This window comes from Vibrio sp. FF266 (genome assembly GCF_041439695.1).
Lineage (GTDB): Bacteria > Pseudomonadota > Gammaproteobacteria > Enterobacterales > Vibrionaceae > Vibrio > Vibrio tasmaniensis_A.
On sequence record NZ_JBGOOO010000006.1, the window covers coordinates 63,753 to 80,857 of the forward strand.

General features: G+C 41.1%; 18 protein-coding genes and 1 tRNA gene. 10 read left to right on the forward strand and 9 right to left on the reverse strand.

The features are described 5' to 3' along the window. Positions 1 to 69 precede the first annotated feature (69 nt). Positions 70 to 1,176, reverse strand: coding sequence for a M20/M25/M40 family metallo-hydrolase (locus ACED59_RS06995; RefSeq protein ID WP_009846912.1), 1,107 nt, complete (start codon positions 1,174 to 1,176; stop codon positions 70 to 72). Between the two features lie 258 nt (positions 1,177 to 1,434). Between ACED59_RS06995 and ACED59_RS07000 the strand changes: the two genes are divergently transcribed. Next, a complete protein-coding gene (locus ACED59_RS07000; RefSeq protein WP_017096941.1) occupies positions 1,435 to 3,393 on the forward strand; it encodes a tetratricopeptide repeat-containing diguanylate cyclase in 1,959 nt (652 codons plus the stop codon). Between the two features lie 217 nt (positions 3,394 to 3,610). Here the strand turns inward: ACED59_RS07000 and ACED59_RS07005 are convergent, their stop codons facing one another. Beyond that, positions 3,611 to 3,796: a hypothetical protein gene (locus ACED59_RS07005; protein WP_009846910.1), complete on the reverse strand. Its 186-nt coding sequence runs from the start codon at positions 3,794 to 3,796 to the stop codon at positions 3,611 to 3,613. Positions 3,797 to 4,082: 286 nt separating this feature from the next. Between ACED59_RS07005 and ACED59_RS07010 the strand changes: the two genes are divergently transcribed. From ACED59_RS07010 to ACED59_RS07025, 4 genes are all read left to right on the forward strand, one after another. Continuing rightward, entirely contained in the window at positions 4,083 to 4,751 is a 669-nt protein-coding gene (locus ACED59_RS07010) for a DUF2726 domain-containing protein (protein ID WP_029223195.1), read from the forward strand. A gap of 265 nt (positions 4,752 to 5,016) precedes the next feature. Further along, positions 5,017 to 5,093, forward strand: a tRNA-Val gene (locus tag ACED59_RS07015). 173 nt (positions 5,094 to 5,266) lie between these two features. Continuing rightward, on the forward strand, positions 5,267 to 6,508 hold the full coding sequence (locus ACED59_RS07020) for an integrase domain-containing protein (RefSeq protein ID WP_017096940.1): 1,242 nt from the start codon (positions 5,267 to 5,269) through the stop codon (positions 6,506 to 6,508). Positions 6,509 to 6,690: 182 nt separating this feature from the next. After that, positions 6,691 to 6,891 (forward strand): AlpA family transcriptional regulator, encoded by a 201-nt coding sequence (locus ACED59_RS07025; protein ID WP_017096939.1) that lies wholly within the window; start codon positions 6,691 to 6,693, stop codon positions 6,889 to 6,891. Between the two features lie 46 nt (positions 6,892 to 6,937). Here the strand turns inward: ACED59_RS07025 and ACED59_RS07030 are convergent, their stop codons facing one another. Beyond that, the gene (locus ACED59_RS07030) at positions 6,938 to 7,936 is read right to left on the reverse strand and encodes a hypothetical protein (protein WP_241908511.1); all 999 of its coding nucleotides are present in this window, start codon (positions 7,934 to 7,936) and stop codon (positions 6,938 to 6,940) included. A gap of 1,099 nt (positions 7,937 to 9,035) precedes the next feature. Here ACED59_RS07030 and ACED59_RS07035 point away from each other — a divergent pair. Further along, complete coding sequence (locus ACED59_RS07035; RefSeq protein WP_017096937.1) at positions 9,036 to 9,671, forward strand: inovirus Gp2 family protein; 636 nt, start codon at positions 9,036 to 9,038, stop codon at positions 9,669 to 9,671. A gap of 43 nt (positions 9,672 to 9,714) precedes the next feature. Here ACED59_RS07035 and ACED59_RS07040 read toward each other — a convergent pair whose 3' ends face one another. From ACED59_RS07040 to radC, 6 genes are all read right to left on the reverse strand, one after another. After that, positions 9,715 to 11,070 (reverse strand): hypothetical protein, encoded by a 1,356-nt coding sequence (locus tag ACED59_RS07040; protein WP_017096936.1) that lies wholly within the window; start codon positions 11,068 to 11,070, stop codon positions 9,715 to 9,717. A gap of 86 nt (positions 11,071 to 11,156) precedes the next feature. Beyond that, positions 11,157 to 11,843, reverse strand: coding sequence for a hypothetical protein (locus ACED59_RS07045; protein WP_017065565.1), 687 nt, complete (start codon positions 11,841 to 11,843; stop codon positions 11,157 to 11,159). Between the two features lie 107 nt (positions 11,844 to 11,950). Beyond that, positions 11,951 to 12,286 carry a hypothetical protein gene (locus ACED59_RS07050; RefSeq protein ID WP_004734952.1) on the reverse strand — a complete coding sequence of 112 codons (336 nt, stop codon included), beginning with the start codon at positions 12,284 to 12,286 and terminating at the stop codon, positions 11,951 to 11,953. Positions 12,287 to 12,862: 576 nt separating this feature from the next. After that, positions 12,863 to 13,303, reverse strand: coding sequence for a DUF2787 domain-containing protein (locus ACED59_RS07055; protein WP_004734954.1), 441 nt, complete (start codon positions 13,301 to 13,303; stop codon positions 12,863 to 12,865). A 49-nt stretch (positions 13,304 to 13,352) separates the two neighbouring features. Then, positions 13,353 to 13,781, reverse strand: coding sequence for a DUF2787 domain-containing protein (locus ACED59_RS07060; protein WP_017096934.1), 429 nt, complete (start codon positions 13,779 to 13,781; stop codon positions 13,353 to 13,355). Beyond that, a complete protein-coding gene (gene radC, locus ACED59_RS07065; RefSeq protein WP_371704819.1) occupies positions 13,778 to 14,248 on the reverse strand; it encodes a DNA repair protein RadC in 471 nt (156 codons plus the stop codon). Before radC ends, ACED59_RS07060 begins: the two co-directional genes overlap by 4 nt. 148 nt (positions 14,249 to 14,396) lie before the next feature. On the opposite strand from radC, the gene ACED59_RS07070 reads away from it, so the two are divergent. The 4 genes from ACED59_RS07070 to ACED59_RS07085 all read left to right on the forward strand — a co-directional run bounded on the left by ACED59_RS07070 (position 14,397) and on the right by ACED59_RS07085 (position 16,958). Further along, entirely contained in the window at positions 14,397 to 14,582 is a 186-nt protein-coding gene (locus ACED59_RS07070) for an AlpA family transcriptional regulator (RefSeq protein ID WP_017065568.1), read from the forward strand. A gap of 76 nt (positions 14,583 to 14,658) precedes the next feature. Continuing rightward, positions 14,659 to 15,099 carry an RNase H family protein gene (locus tag ACED59_RS07075; RefSeq protein WP_004734958.1) on the forward strand — a complete coding sequence of 147 codons (441 nt, stop codon included), beginning with the start codon at positions 14,659 to 14,661 and terminating at the stop codon, positions 15,097 to 15,099. 114 nt (positions 15,100 to 15,213) lie between these two features. After that, positions 15,214 to 15,831, forward strand: a complete 618-nt coding sequence (locus ACED59_RS07080; RefSeq protein WP_017096932.1) for a bifunctional 2-polyprenyl-6-hydroxyphenol methylase/3-demethylubiquinol 3-O-methyltransferase UbiG — start codon at positions 15,214 to 15,216, stop codon at positions 15,829 to 15,831. Next, positions 15,831 to 16,958, forward strand: a complete 1,128-nt coding sequence (locus tag ACED59_RS07085; RefSeq protein ID WP_017096931.1) for an HNH endonuclease — start codon at positions 15,831 to 15,833, stop codon at positions 16,956 to 16,958. Before ACED59_RS07080 ends, ACED59_RS07085 begins: the two co-directional genes overlap by 1 nt. Positions 16,959 to 17,105 lie beyond the last annotated feature (147 nt).

Below are 17,105 nucleotides of genomic sequence, written 5' to 3' on the forward strand. Positions count from 1 at the left end.
CATTTTCTATTTCGTCAACGAGTAAGATTGTCTAGTTAACAAATAAGACAGGCTAGTTAACCAGTAAGACTATTGAGTCACGTAAGCCACAACAAACTCAGTGATTGCGACCATGTCTTTCACTGCAATGTACTCTTCAGTGGTGTGAACTTTCGCCATACCTGTAGAAAGGTTAACCGTTGTTAGGCCTTTCGCGTTGAAGTTGTTTGCATCGCTACCGCCGCCAGTGCGTTTAGTGTTCGCTGTTACGCCAAGCTTCTCGAATGCGGATTTGATAGAAAGAATGTGCGGGTGATCGTCTGCGATAACGAATGCATCGTAAGCACGAGTCGATTCGATTTCTACTTCAGCACCGAACTGTTTTGCACTCTCTTGGAATGTAGAGATCATGTGCTCAACTTGAGCTGTTAGCTTTTCTCCGTTTAGAGAGCGAGCTTCAGCCACGACTTTAAGTTCTGGCATTACGATGTTAGTCGCTTGACCGCCTTCAACAATACCGACGTTTGCTGTTGTTTCTTCATCGATACGAAGCAGATTCATCTTAGTGATCGCGTCTGCTGCAACTTGAATGGCACTGATGCCTTCTTCTGGCGCTAAACCCGCGTGAGCAGGGCGCCCTTTGATCTTCGCAACGATTTTCTGTTGGCCAGGTGCTGCATTGACGATAGTGCCAATTGGGCCGCCTGTATCTAGTACGATAGCGTGCTCAGACTGAATGTAAGACATATCGAAGTTCAAAGAGCCGAACAGACCGCCTTCTTCGAATACGGTGAACGCGATTTCAATGGTTTTGTGCGCTTGGCCTTCAGCTTGGATTACGCGAACCGCTTCCATGATCGCTGCGATACCAGACTTGTCGTCGCCGCCTAGAATCGTATTGCCTTTAGAGCGGATGATGCCGTCTTCAATGATTGGCTCAATGCCGATACCTGGCGTTACTGTGTCCATGTGGCAGCTGAATACTGTGCTACCTGGAAGAGTGCCATCTAGACGAGCGTAGATGTTGAAACCGTTAGACACTTCTTCAGGAACCGCCAGTTTGTGAACTTCAAAACCCAGTTCACCGAGTTGCTCAGCCAAAGCTTCAGCAATCGCTTTTTCGTTACGAGATTCACTATCAATTTTCACTAGATCGCAGAAATGTTCTACGAGACGTTGTTCATTAATTTGGGTCATTGTTAATTCTCATTTTGCTCCGTTGTTTCTAAAGAAGTCACGGAGGCAGGAACAGGAAAATAACTATAACGCCTTTTTACAGAATCATTGCCTGAGTTAAATCAAGAAAATTATCTGATTATTCTAATTTATGAGAAAAATACTACGCGGATCGACCCATGTGCAGGATTTAAATCTCCATATGTGTCGGGTACAATGTGAAACCGCTTAAGGTAACCGTCGATTAAATTGGTATGCAATCAGTAATGGCACTTATAAATGAATAACAACAGAGTGTTAGGCTCATTTTTTCTCGTCGTACTGATCAGTGTTGTACTAGGATTGTATTTACTCTATCCAACTTATGACGACGATTTACAGACTATTCGACCAGAACCCCCAGGCGCGTACAGTCCCGAAAAAGAGTTATCAGCGACTCAATATGGCGCTGAACTCATTGAAATCCTTAATGTGTCTCGCGGTGATCCAAAGCTTGCCTCCCAAAAGCTTGAAACCTTAAAAGCAACGAGCCCTACGCAACATAAAGCCATCTATCGTGGTTATGAACTAATGATTTTATCGAATCTCGCACAGCATGATCTCGATAAACAGGCTGTGTCTGAATACACACGACAGATCAAGGCATTAGCACAGCGTGAAGATATGGGGTGGTTAAAGGCGCAATCTTTAGTTGAACTAGCGATTGAGCAGATGAGTCAAGGTGAATTAGTAGAGGCTGAATCTCAAGTTAAAGCAGCAATAAGTATCGCTGAATCAATCCAGTATGAAGAACTGTTGATAAAAGCCTACAACACTGTGGGGTCGATCAAAAACATCCAAAATGATTTTTCCGAAGCTCAGTATTTTTTTCATAAGGGCTTAAATCTTGGCAAGAAATACCCACGGCATATCTATAACAGTAAGTTGATGTCGAATATGGCATTGCTTTATATCTATCTGGAAGATTGGCCGAAAGCACTCAAACTTATCGAACAGGCCAAAAAACTCTATATCAAAAGTGGACTACGCGATGGTTCAACCATCGGTGTGTTATATGTTAATGAATCATTTGCTTATCTACGCAGTGGCGACTTAGTAAAAGGTCGAGAGGCTTATAAAAGTGCCACCAAATTTAATGATGATAGCGTAAGTGAAAGGTACAAAATCCTTCTTCTAAAAGCTCAGAGTGAAGTACTGCTAGCAGAAAAGAACTTTGAGTTAGCAAGGAAAGTAACAAACCAATGTATTGGTTACCCGGGTGTTGCAAAGTACACACTCCAACTGGGTCAGTGTTACTTAAACAGAGCTTTAGCAAATATCGGTTTGAACCAAGATAACTTTGTTTTCTTTGATCTAAAACGTTCGTCTACGATGTTTGATATTGTTGGCAGCCGTAGTTGGAAGGTGCTTGGTTTCAAAGCGCTTGCAGAATACTATGAATCTAAAGGCAACAGTGAAATTGGACTTCGGTATTTCAAGCTTTATTACAAGGGCAACAAAGCGCTGTTATTTGAAAAGCGTCAGAGTGATATCTTTTTATTAGAACAAGACTTTGCTACGGCTTCATTAGCGAAAGAGAATGAACTGCTTAATGCAGAAAAAGAGCTCGCAGAGATGACGCTAGATAAACAGAGCTTAAAAGACCGCATTGTTGTCGTACTCGGTGTTATGGTCATCATAAGCTTTGCTGTACTTCTGGTAAGGTTATGCACTATGCATAAGACCAACAAAGAGTTGGTTAAGCAATCGACGAGATGTGAGTTGACAGGTTTATTCAATAGACGCTACCTGGAACAATTGTTAACTCAGCCAATGCCATACCGTTTGTCGCCGTTCGGGTATACGCTTGCTATTTTGGACTTAGATCAATTTAAACGAGTCAATGATACATACGGACATGATATTGGGGACCAAGTTTTGGTAGAGGTTGCTAAGCGTATAGAGCGAGCGCTATCAACAAACGATGTGTTGGCTCGATGGGGTGGGGAAGAATTCGTTTTACTGCTTGCTGGCACTCAAGACCCAGACGAACAGTTGGAAATGATAAGGCAAACAATCGCTGATCAAACGATAGAAACGTATTCCGGTCCGTTAGCGTTAACTACATCAATTGGTGCGACCATTCATTTAACGTATCAAGAATTAAATAGCAGTACCTACAAACAGCATTTGAAATCAGCAGATGACGCTTTATATCAAGCAAAACAATCAGGGCGCAACCAGGTGGTCATTGCTTAGCGAAAAATACAGCTTAGTGCGAAAATACAGCTTAAATGAACCTGTAATTTAAATACTTGGCAGCCTCATCTGAATCATTCCCCTTAGGCAGAAGCGTTTAAATTTAATCGAGTAAAAGAACCTAAAGCAACTATTTTAATAAGCAACTAAGCAACTAAGCGAATAAGGGTGTTATCAACTCCTATTCGCTTAGTTTTTATATTATCTATTAAGAGTATTACTTAGCGATACTTTCTAACATTTCAACTAGCTCACTCTCTGTTGCTGGTTCTCGAGCGAGTTCAATGACTGCTGAAGCGCCACCTTTTAGCATATAAGCTTGAGTGCCACAGTGGTCATAATGGAACCACTTACCATCGACACACACATCGGTATAACATCTTGGGTCTTGTTTGAGTTCCATAGCAATTTCCTTGTTAACATTTGCCTAACGTTTTTTATGCTAATTGGTCACAACTTGGTGCGGTTTGATCTGAATCAATTTAATATGTAATTGATGATTTGATTATTAAATAGGAGATGTGCGTCTTGAACTGTCGAAGCCGATAAAGAGACCGCCTCTGACGATTAAAGCGTTCAAAGGTCATGATTCCAATTCGCAGCTCTGCTTCTTTTTCTTGCCACGTGACGCTTTTCTACATACGCTAACCACTCTCTTAATCCCTATACAAATGTGATTGTGTTGGAAAATGACTAATATTTTTATCGTTGTAATTGTTCTGGTTGTGTTCTTTTACTTTATTCAAAACTATCTAGTAAAAAATGATGACACCAAAGATCATGCTTATCAAAAGAAAGGCTCGTTAATGTCGGCGCAACAAGCGACCTTCTATAACGCACTCAAATCCGCAGTGGGTAACCATGGGGAAGTATTTGCTAAAGTGAGCATGTCTAACATAGTTGTCCCCGCTAAGGCGAACAATAAAAAGAATTGGTTTATCGCGAACAACAAAATATCACGTAGTTATTTTGACTTTGTAGTGTGCGACCCGCGAACGTTAGAGCCACGCGTAATCATCGAATTGGACAATGGAAAAGAGCTTAATAAAGGAAAGGTTGATCGCGAGAAGCTATTGATGCACGTTTGTAAATCGGCAGGCCTTCCACTTATTGGCGCTTCAATTAAGCACAGTTATCAAGTGAGCCGTTTGAAGAGGTTACTGGCAGCACACATCGATTTGATTGAGCCATCAAAAGAAGTTCGATTCTGTAAGAAATGTAGCAGCCCTATGATCATCAAACTGGCAAGCCATGGCGATTATAAAGGCCGACGTTTCTTTACTTGTAGTCGTCAACCTAACTGTACTTATACCGAGAACTACAACGTCGTGTTCGACATGGATGAAGATTCTAACTAATACATTGCGCCAAAGTGCTCAGTAAAGGGAGAAAAGACACGAAGCATGCTGATGTCCGTAATTATCGAAGTTGAACTTAAATGTGATCTACTTCAAGCCATTGATCTGCTTTGTGTTTAAAATTTATTCTGATTGTTGCTTTTAAAAGCAAACGAACAGTTTTGTGCAAATTTATCCTTGCACGTATCCAAATCACTCGCTATTATCCATCTCGTTCTGAAGCGTTAGCCACTTAATAAAGCGGTTAGATAAGTTTCACAGCATTGCCCGCTTAGCTCAGTTGGTTAGAGTACTTGCATGACATGCAAGGTGTCACTGGTTCGAGTCCAGTAGCGGGCACCACATTATACGAAAGAGCCCACCTAGTGTGGGCTTTTTTGTGTCTGCAATTCCTTGTTTTATCAGACTCTTAGCCATTTTTTGGTCCCAAGAGATCCCATGATGTGTTGTAAAATCCACCGTTTAAAGTAACACTGTTAGTAACACTACAGGAAATATGGATTGGTGATGTTACTATGGCTAGGAAAACAACCCCATTAACAGCGACTCAGATCTTACAAGCAAAACCAAAAGAAAAGGAATATAGCCTGCTCGATGGTGATGGTCTTGCATTGAGAATAAAGCCCAATGGTTCCAAATTGTGGCTCTTTAACTATTACCGTCCAATTACTCGTAAACGAGCAAACCTCAGTATTGGTAAATACCCATCTGTATCGCTTGCTAAAGCTCGAACCAAAGCTATTGAAGCTAGAGAACTACTTGCTGATGGTATTGACCCCAAAGAGCACCGTGATACGACTCTCAGAGAAAAACAGTTAGAATTGGCGAATACGTTACAGTCGGTATTTGATGACTGGATTGAAGTGAAGAAAACAAGCGTCAAAGAGCAAACGGCTAAGAAGCTAAAGCAACGAATTGAGAAGTACCTCTTACCTGATCTTGGTAAGCTCCCCCTTGGTGACATTACGGCACCACAAGCGATAAAAACAATTAAACCCATTGCTAATCAAGGTAAATTAGAAACAGTAGGGCGTTTGTGTCGTAACCTCAATGAGATAATGACCTTTGCAGTAAACACGGGTGTGATTGAACACAACAAGCTTGCTGGCATTGGTAAAGCATTTGAGACCGCTAAGGTAACCAACCAAGCGTCGCTAGCCCCAGATGAGCTTCCAGAGCTCCTCAAAACAATCAACTACGCATCCATAAAACCCATCACTCGTTGCTTGCTAGAATGGCAACTTCACACCATGACAAGACCTGCTGAAACGGCTGGGGCACGTTGGGATGAAATTGACAGAGAAAAGATGCTTTGGGTCATTCCTGCTGAACGAATGAAAAAGGGAAGAGTGCATACTGTCCCTTTAACAAAACAAACTTTAGATCTATTGGAAACCATTGATTTCATCACGGGTGATAGTGAATACCTTTTCCCAGCAGACAAAAGTAACAAAAATCACATCAACAAAGAGACAGCAAATAAAGCATTGGTACGAATGGGCATGAAGGGTAGGCAAACTTCTCACGGTTTGCGCGCATTAGCCAGTACCACCTTAAATGAGCAAAACTTCGATCCAGATATTATCGAAGCCGCACTTTCTCATGTGGATAGAGATAAGGTAAGAAGCGCATACAACCGAACTGACTACCTTGAACGCCGTAAAGTTATCATGGCGTGGTGGAGTGATCATATCGAAGAAGCTGCTTCGGGCACTTTGTCGATGAGTGGTAAAAAGAGCCTGAAGGTTGTGGGTTAATAGGTGGTACATGTAATTTGATTTCAGCAAACTCATGTTACGGTGTAACTAGTGTCCTTCACTGAATTTAGAAGTCGGGCAGGGCATTGGCATAGGGCATGGTTTTTCTATTATGCATATAACCTAAATAATTTCAGACATATGTCATTTAAGTGAAATCCACTCACTTGTAAGGTAACAATATGTCAAACGTAACCGCTCGCTTAATTCGTCTCAATGAAGTACTAGTGATGACTGGCTTATCAAGGTCGGGAATGTATCGCTCTATAGAAAAACAGCAGTTTCCATCACAGGTGCCAATTGGAGATAGGGCCGTCGCATGGGTAGAAAGTGAGGTTCAAATGTGGATAGCTGAAAAAATAGAAGATCGTTACATATCTTGATATGACAAAGGAGAGCTATGTGCTCTCCAAATTTATACACTTCACTTCACATAAAACGGTCGAATGATTCTATCTTTTTTTGTTTTTCTTTTTTTATCGCTTCTTTTACTTCTTCTATATTGGATACCCAACGGCTAGCCATCATTGACACTATTTGGTTTACTGGTTGATCAAAATCTTCAGATAATGCTTTAAGGTTCTTGGAAGTGGATTTATCTACAACAAGATTTAGTGTAACTTTGTCTTCCTTTTTAATTTTATTTCTATATTTAACTTGCCCCCAAGCTTTCTTCATTTTGATAAGAATTAATTTTTTTTCAAACTTATCTACTTCAAGTGCATGAAACATGGCTTGCATGAAAGTTAAAGAGTGTTTTTTTTCGTAAAAAATGGCGGGTAAATACCTGAACTTATTTTTGAAAATACCTTGCTTGGTCAGGTAACTATGAGCCCATAGATCTTGTTGTTGCTTGTTATCTAACCAGTGGAAATTAAATGTCTTCCTTGATTCGGAATATTTTTTGTTCAGATAACTTATATACTTTGATTTTTTATAATGTTCACATTGAATTGCGTCTATGAAGTTTATGAAATCACGCCTAATTATTTTTACGCTTATTTGTTTTGTTGTCGAAGTTTTATATCTAAATTGAGACACCTCAGGCTTGAATGTTCCTCTGTCATTGAAAAAAATCAAGTCATCATAAATAGAGAAAACGTTGTTATTTAATAGGTGTATGTAACAAAAAATTGCCGCTAGGTCATCGTTGATTATAAAATCATAGTTTTCCTTGTTTAAACGGTTTGAAAGTATGTCATTGATATTTTCAATTATATCTTTAATCGATTCATTTATGTGTGTTTCGATTATTTTTCGACTAAATGAAATGTTAAAATCATTTGATCTGAAATCAAGATCATCAGTTATAAAGGAATCTGTATATTTAGCGTAATAAACAAGGTGCTCCTTTTGACTGCTATCTAATGACTTTATATATTTAGATAGTTCTAGTTCTTGATTATATAGTGGTTCATCAAATATCATAATTACCTACCAAGTAGTTTTACAGTTGGTTTTTAAGATGATTTTAGCAGCTTTTGTGATGTCTAAATTTGCTTTAATCTGCCTTTAGGTAGCGCTATTTGTGCTATGAATCGCAGTTTTTGACTGTTCTTCTCTTTCATTTAACTTAAGAGCTTAGATAAAATCATATGTTTGTTTATCGAAGAGAAACTTATCTAAATTATTATAATTTTAAACGTTTGGAAAATTTTTGATAAGGTTTGAAGTGTAAGATATTGAGTTCTTGGTATCTAACTATGTTGAAAATTGTTGGTGATCTATTCTTTGCTATGATGATGTATAAATGAAGGTCACGAATGTTAAAGTAACCTTATGAATGTATGTTTATGGATAATGATATATTAACCCATAAATGTGAGCTTACTGTTGATGGCTTAATGCGTATATCTGATAACTGTAGATTATGCGGATAGAGGTCATTGAAACCCTTATGGCTATAGGTATTGATTTGCGAAATCCAACAAAAATGTCTGGAGCAATAATATTGTTAAAGGTCTGCTGCTTTTCTTTACGCTCAAATTTAAGCGAATTTAAGGCATGAAGTAAGAGGTGGTAAATGAAGGTAAGATATATATTGGAAAAGGATTATGCTATGTTATCTTCCTGTCGTATTTCAGCGTCATATGTTGTTGATGAGACCTATTACGACTTAAATATCGTCAGTTCTAAACCTCATGATAGTCAAACTCTTCGAAGCGGGCGTTTGCTTGATTTGGATTGTGATAATCGAATGATAAAGGAGCATGCCTATTCTATTTTGGCGCAGGTTAACAGATGAACGCTTGGTACTTAATTTCAGAGTAACTTCAAATGCTGGAATTGCGAGTTCATTACCTAGAATTGATTGAGCTCTCACGTTGGTATCATGTGTTTTGGGTTAAAATCAGAATGGAATGGTTCGACCGGGGCCTATGCATATCTCGTTATTGCGGTATGGTAATATTACGTATATACCATTCATCAACTTTCCCTTACCAAACACAATTCAATAAAGATACTCACCTCATTAAATAACCACTCCCAATCATCCTATACCAGAGACATTCACCCCAAAGGTATAATGATGAAAAAACTTAAAACAACGACCAATGATACATTCAATGGATTGCCAATCTTAAAGCTAAAAGGTGGTTTAGTTCTAAGCTACCTTGATAAGCTGTATGACACGATTGATAAAGCCGTCACACAACACCCTCGTACGACAGCCATTAGAGTAGACTTACGTTTAGCTAAATCTTTATTGTTCGATGACACTGGAGTCATCAAGAACTTTATTGCTTCGCTGGATGCTCAGATTCAAGCTGATCTCAGTCGAAAAAAAAAGAGAGGTCAAACTGTTCGTAGTTGTAAGATTCGATATGCTTGGTGTAAAGAAAGAAGCACGTCATTGAGTCACCATTACCACCTTGTCTTGTTATTGAACAAAGATGTCTACCATTCTCTTGGAAGGTATGAGCAAAAAGGCAATTTATCAGACATGATAAAGAAGGCGTGGTGTCGAGCGTTGGATATCCAAGCCAATAGAGGTGATACCTTAGTCCATTTCCCAGACAACCCTACCTATTGGTTAGAGCAAAACTCAGATAAATTCGACCAACAGGTGGATAGCCTATTTAAACGAGTCAGCTATTTGGCTAAGGTTGAGACCAAGCACTACGGCGATAGAACACGAAGTTTTGGGTGCTCTCGAACCTAAAAAAAGAGGGCAGAACATCGCCCTCATTAATCCTTCCAAGCAATTAGTTTTGAGTGACGGTTTGCATCTTAATAGCCGTTATTGAACTCACTTCTTTTTCCACTGTAGTACCAGCGTCAAAGTTGATGTAGTACTCAGTAAAGGTTCCACTTGGATATTGATAGAACATCAGCTCGTTGTCGCTGACAACGGCCATTCGTTCATTGGCATCGAGTTTAGTACCACTAGACGCATCGGTTGTCGTTGTAGCGGGTTGGTTAAGTTCAGCCTTACTGACATCAAAACGCATGAAGCTAGGCAGTGCACTATTATCATCGGTACTTGAATACATGCAGTACAGTGAGGTTTGGCCTGCATTGGCTACGTGGCCACTATGCGCTTTCGGTGGTTCGAGCTGTGTGATGGTTTTTGTTGTGTCATCGAACTGATACACAGAGCAATCTGAATGCATTTTATAATCACCACGGACCACACTCATGGAGGACGGTCTGTACCCATTGGTGGTCCATAGAGCATCGGTTTGGTCTAAGGTTGCGCCATTCAATGTAAGCTCGATCAGTGCATCATCGGAATCTCGAATTGCATAAAGTTTATCTGCGTATAGAAATGGAACAGACAACAGTGACGTATCGTAACTAAAGTTGTGCTCTGTACCGTCTTGCTCTACCCACGTTAAGCTATCACCACTCCAAGGAACGGTGACAATATCACCTGTTGATAAAATGACGTTGTTTCGGAAGTAATCATCAAAGACTTTAGAAATGGTAAACGTACCATCAACAAGCTCCGCTTTATGCAGGCTGAGTTCATCACTGTGCCTTAAGTAAATACGTGTGCTGTCTCCGTTGTGGGAAAAGCGTGTATTGGTGACCCAAGCCTCATGTTCAGCTTCCACCTTCTTATAGATAGGTACGCCGTTCTCGACCAATGGATAAAGATCACCGGTATTCTTGTCCTGTATTAAGGTGTAATTGCCTTCATACACCACGTCATCCACGGTGACGCTAACGTTGCTCATGTTGATTGCGGAGTAGGTGGTATTGAGGTCGACGATCATATCGATAGTCGGAGTCACAACGCTCTCAGCATCATCGCCTTCAAAGCTAATCGAGCTTACCTCACCATTTTCTGGGTTCTCATAAACGTAAGCACTTTGCCCGTCATCTAAAGGTGTATTGAACGTGGCTGCTCTAGAATATGCACGATAGCCAGTTAGGTCATGACTACGAGGCTTAAAGGTTTGAAAACCATTATTAACAACACTCATGCTTGATATTGAGCGCGTTTGGTCGGCTGGTGGAGACGTTGGAGTATTACTATTGGAACCCCCTCCGCACGCTGTCAGAGCGAAAGCGATAGAGCTGACAAGAGTTGTCCTCAATAACATTGTATTTTTCATAATCCTTCCTTGTGTGGTTAGTTGAACATGTTGGTCTTGGTCTTGGTCTTGGTCTTGGTCTTGGTCTTGATCTTGAGTGTTGAGTTTTATTTAGAGGTAATGGCCTCAGATAGTAAAAACCCTTCAGGGTAGGTGAACTCGAACGTACTGACGTGGATGTCTTGAATTTGGTTGAGTGGGGCTGAGCAAATACGCTTTTTGAATTGGTAGATCAATTGAAGGCAATCATTCTCTAATACCAACCCAAGTGGACAAACGTATTGAAGCACTTGTTCGTTACGTAGATGGAGCCGAGCTTCGCGTTGGTGATAGATGGATAGACAAAGTTTGTCAAAAAGAGCCTCGTTATAATCATCTTTGTTACCAAGCCGTTTATGCCGAACATGAGTACGTGAGGTTTGGTGATGATTCGCTGACAGTAACGGAGCAAAACAGTCCTTAACACTTGAACGATAACTTTCAGGAAGCATCGATCTTAAGCTCTCAAAAGCGAGTTCAATAAGTAGAGACTCGCTAGGGCCAATAGCATATTGAGAATGAGCTCGTCGATGGTAGCTATAAGGGAGGCTTCTATCGTCTTTTTCCACATCTAGATAAGTCGTCAAGATGTTCAAGCAGCGTTGTACAGTGCGTTTAGAGCGTTCAATGCCCGTATTTGTTAGTCGTTGATGAACTTCGTTCGCCGTGATCTTTCGTTGAGTAGGGATGAGAGAGTAAACTTCAAATACCAACTCAATATGTTCGATGCGTTGCTTGTTGGGTTTAGAGGGCATGGGACCACCAAAATTGAAACGTGATCAATCGCCTCAACACTTTTGAGTGATGAGTTTAAGAATCAAGTTGATTAGGGATCGGCTGGTGGCCACACAGCCTGATACGATTACTTCTTGTAGTTAATGACGAGTTTGTCTGCGAAAGGGTATTTAGCTATTTCATAGTCTGGGTTTCTTGTGGCTAAATTATGCGCCGATATTGCGGCTGCTGAAGCTAGGCCAAAAATGACAGCTGGGCCGGAAGCCAAGGTGGCAGCCATCGTTGTAGAGCGACCTGCTGTGTATATTCGACATGATAGATTTTGAGCCTCTATAAGCCGCTCAATCTTTTTCACCGTCTGAGAGAAGTTTTTTACCCGAGTTAAGGTGAACGACTCTTTTCGTTGGATTAAAGCGATGAGCTCTTCATCATTGGTATGATGCAGTACATTACTTGTGGTCATTGTGAATCCTTAGTTGGGTGTCTATGAACCATCACTGATGGCATTAGAATAAGGATGGGTGAGACAAATAACGTCTCACTCAAATTGCGGATAATGATTATGTGAAATGGGCTGTATATTTGAATTTAAATGACCTCGGGAAAGGCCATTATTTATCCTTTGCTGCTTCTAGAATTTCACTTAGTAGATAACCTCTGTTCATCAACTCAATAGTGGCTAAGAGCCGTTTCAGATGGGGGGAAGAAAGGCGTTGAACGAATTCAAACAGTTCGTGATCTGAACTTTGCTCTACCTCCTTTTTAAAGTGCTGATACTGTTCATTAAGGTAATGACAACTCGCGAGAGCGACTCTGATGAGCGCTTTTGTGAGCTGCTCTTTTAATGGGGAGATATTGGGCATGATTGGTATCACTTATCGGTAATGTAGTGATAAGTCGAGGGGAGGGAGTCAATGATGAAAAGTCATTCAGGCCTTGCTACATATAGGGTTAGCTCTCTCCGAAGCACGACTTTTGATGGCTGTAGTGGTCCGGTGCCTTTGTATCGTGACATAGACCCGGACGGGTTGTTCTCTCATTACGAAGTGATAGATATAGAGTCAAACGCTTCCATATCGATGTAGTTTAAGAAGTTATCCTGCCAAAGCTCGAACATCTCTACAGCGGAATAGTTGCCCTTGATTGGGCTCCATCCCCCGAACTCTGTAAAGAACGCTTGGTCTCGAAAATCAAAGTCTAGACATCGCGCCAATTCTGGATACACATTCCCAACGTAAGCAAAATCAGTGATGTATTCGACATTCCATAGACCACTGGAGATCTGTGTCATCGCGATTTCAACAGGGTGAAATCCACCAGCTTCTGAGCTGTATGAACTATCTCGAAAGTTGAACGTCAGGTAAGTACTTTGGGCTATTGACTCACACTGGGTTAATTGTTGTTGAAAATGGTTGTTTAACAGTGCGTGAAGTTTGTCAGACACAGGTAAACTTGATGGGTGAAAGAGCAGAGTAGACATATTGATGCCTCCTTGAATTTAGATGAAAGAGTGTGGTGATTGGTTAGCCTTAGCGGACTTGAGTGAGTTGTATGTCATCGAAGACATGCTGAGTTAAATGCTCATGGAAAGCGCACATCCAGGCTTGGAACACTTTTGTTGTGATTGGATGGCTCAGGCTCGCTGCCCCCGCATCTGGTTGATAGCACCAGTGATTAAGTAGGTGGAAATAGAGATACACATCGAGCGAGTCGGTGGTTTCATCTTGATAAGTGAAATTGGCCACAAAAACCAAATTCCAATCAGAGCGTGAATTCTCCCGCTTTAACTGAATCTCTACAGGGGCGACCCCTTCCTTTGTTTTGTAGTAGCTTGTATTTCGGCAGTTGAGTGCAATGCGTGTCGTGTCTTTAGGGATCGAGTAGCGAGCGATGGTTTGTTCTAACTGCTGGTGGAGTTTGCTATTGAGGGTGAGGTCACCATAGTGTTTCTCAATCATAACCAGCCCCTCTCTGCAAACGATGTGCATTGTTCTCCGACAACAATATGATCCAGAACTCGAACATCAATGAGCGCTAAAGCATCTTGCAATCTCGTCGTGATGCGCCTGTCTGCTTGTGATGGCGCAGAGTCGCCTGATGGATGGTTATGAGCAAAGATAACCGCTGCCGCATTGGCCTTCAGAGCAGTCTTTACTACCTCCCTTGGATAGACGCTTGCCGCATCAATAGTCCCTTGAAACAACTCCTCAAACTCAATTAATCGGTGTTGGTTATCTAGCAACATGACGGCGAACACTTCACGTTCACTGCCGCCAATCTTAAATCGCAAATAGTCTCGGGTAGCTTGTGGGTTGGTAAATACATCGCCTCGTACATAACGATCTTCTAATATCTCAGCGGCTTTTTCTAGAACACGATGTTCATGCTCTTGCTGTGAGAGTTGTGGTGGTGAAAGTGTTCTCATTTTGGTTCTCCTTTAATCAGGCTTTAGGTAATTCACTTTAATGACATATACCTCAAAAAGGTTTGAATCAGAGTAAGCCGAGCCAGCCTCATTTTTTTTAACACTATCTCCTTATCCCATGAGGACCACAGGCATAGGAGAACGTCCCATGAGATTTTTAAAGCTAAAAGAAGTGATTGAGAAAACTGCATTAAGCCGCTCGGCGATATACAGAAAAATGGACGAAGGTAATTTTCCTGTATCGGTAAGCTTGGGAGATAGGGCGGTCGCTTGGGTAGAAGAAGAGGTGAATAACTGGATGGAAATGCGCTTGGCTGAAAGACCAAGCCATTAAGACTGAATTAACGCCACTGCACCAATTAAGGCATTACCAAAATGGTAGGCCAAAACTCGAACAAAGGAGCAAGACCATGAATGAAGAAAACTGTGCAATCTATATCGGTATCGCAACATCAAAAGGAAACGCATCAAAGCTACAGGGTGGGATTGGTATCAGTGTTTATAACTACGATGGGCAGTTAGTTGACAAAAATAATCTATTAGTCGGTGAGATTGCCGATAGTGCTGAGTTAGAGCTTATCGCATTGATAGAAGCTATAGCTTATGCCAGAGATGGAGACTGCCTGTATTCGAGTAGTGAATATTGTGTGAAAGGGTTCAATGAATGGTTAGATAACTGGAAAGCAAAGGGGTGGCGAAAATCTGATAAGAAGCCAGTAGCTAACCGTCATTTATGGCAACAGGTCGATATGCATCGAGCGAGCAAGTTTGTGGAAGTAAGGCGAGCGCATAAGGTCGGGGATTATGAACAGATGGGGAGAGCGGGGGATATGGCTAGGGAGGTGCTTTGAACTGGCTTTATTCTCCGAGATCTTAATCACAGTTATTAACACTTATCAAAGACTTAATCGTCATATTCAAACGACCTATATATTATCGAGTCAGATTGATATATAGGTCGGTTTATGTCGGGAAATACTTCTTATTACAACGAAAACGCGGTTCAGCTTTCAAACCAATATGATTCTTTGGAATTTGAAAATGTCCACCGTGCGTGGCGCATGTATTGGCCTTGTGGTGCTATAAGGGTACTTGATATTGGTGCTGGCTCAGGCCGAGATACGAGGTGGTTTGTTGAACAAGGCTGCTCAGTGGTCGCCGTTGAACCAGCAAACGAACTTCGCCAGTTAGGGAGCTTAAACTCCTCGACTCAAGTTCAGTGGTTAGACGATGCTCTGCCTGCTTTAAGCAAAGCTAGAGAGCTGTGTAGTCATTACGATTTGATTTTAATTTCAGCGGTATGGATGCATCTAAATTCGGCGGTTCGAAAAGAGTCGATCGCTGTATTGTCTGAGCTGCTCTCCGAGAATGGAAAACTAGTGATCACATTGCGTCATGGCGGCTTTAATGATGGCCGTAGTGCTTACAGTGTTTCAGTCGAACAATTAGAAAGGTTAAGTGAAGCTGTAGGGCTGGTAGTCTGTCACGTTACCGAAGATACTGATTCATTGAAGAGAGCAGAGATATCTTGGCAAACCGTAGTGTTAGAGCATGCAAGGTCTAACAAAAGCAAGGGTCGATAATGGCATTAGAGTACTACTTAGATCGTTTTCAAAACCTGAAAATGAACAATGCTGGTGGCAAAAAAAGTCCTCATAAAGTCTGTATGTTGCTGGCTGTTATGGATCTAATTCAAGCAGGGCATATTTCGACCAATAAGATCTGCCTTAACCAAGCCCTTAAAGAGCGGTTTACACATCACTTTGATAACCTAGCTCAGGAGGCTGACAAAAATACCCCAGAAAACCCTTTCTTTCATTTGAGAAGTGAAGGCTTTTGGCACCTTTGCTTCAATGACGGTTATGACAGTACGTCAACCAGTCGTTATTCAGCAAAGGCGGTCTCCCACGCATATATTGACGATGAGCTGTTTAGCTACATGAAAAGCTATATCGTTTCTAACGAACTAAAAGATGCTTTAGTTTCTAATCTATCTGATCTAGCGACGTTATATCATCAGTGGTTGATTGATATTGGTAAATCTGAAAAAACCGCGAAGAACTACCTTGGAGCCATAAGAGGCTCGATATCTAATTGGTTGATGGATGTTGGTGAGTTAGAAGCACCGCTTACTGATATCAATTCGTATCGTGAGTTTGTTGGTTATGAAGAAAAAGCGAGAAAGTTGGAACAGTTTCGAATTTGTGACTCTAGGGGGAAGGGGATGTACAGCGCCGCTTTGTCTCATTACCACAAGTTTTTAGCTGACCTATCTCAAGTCGATGTTAACGCAGACATCAAACAAGTGATGACTGACAAAACTTTGTCCGAAACTGAAAAGACTATTTTGATTAATACAAGAGTAGGGCAGGGACACTTTAGATCAAAACTGATTCAGATGTGGGGTGGTTGCGCCATTACAGGGTATCGAAATACACAGCTGTTATTGGCTTCACACATTAAACCCTGGCGAGATTCTAGTAATGAAGAGCGATTAGATAGATTTAATGGTTTGCTGCTTCTTGCCAACCTAGATAAAGCGTTTGATCTCGGTTTTATCTCCTTTGATGATCACGGAAAGGTACTGATTTCAAGCTACTTGGAGTCTCCGGATATGATCGGTTTAAAGGACGATATGGCATTTAGAATCATGCCGGATCACAGACCATACCTTCGTTATCATCGAGGCGAGTTATTTAAGGGGCGCTAATTGAATTCTTGCTCAATACCTTCAGAGGGCTCTGGGTAAAAGTCAGAGCTCTATTCCCTTCAATACCGATGTAGATCACTATAGTTCATACTTTGTCATGTAAACTACAGTTGCATATAACGTTATCATTCCAACTTTGCGATTGTA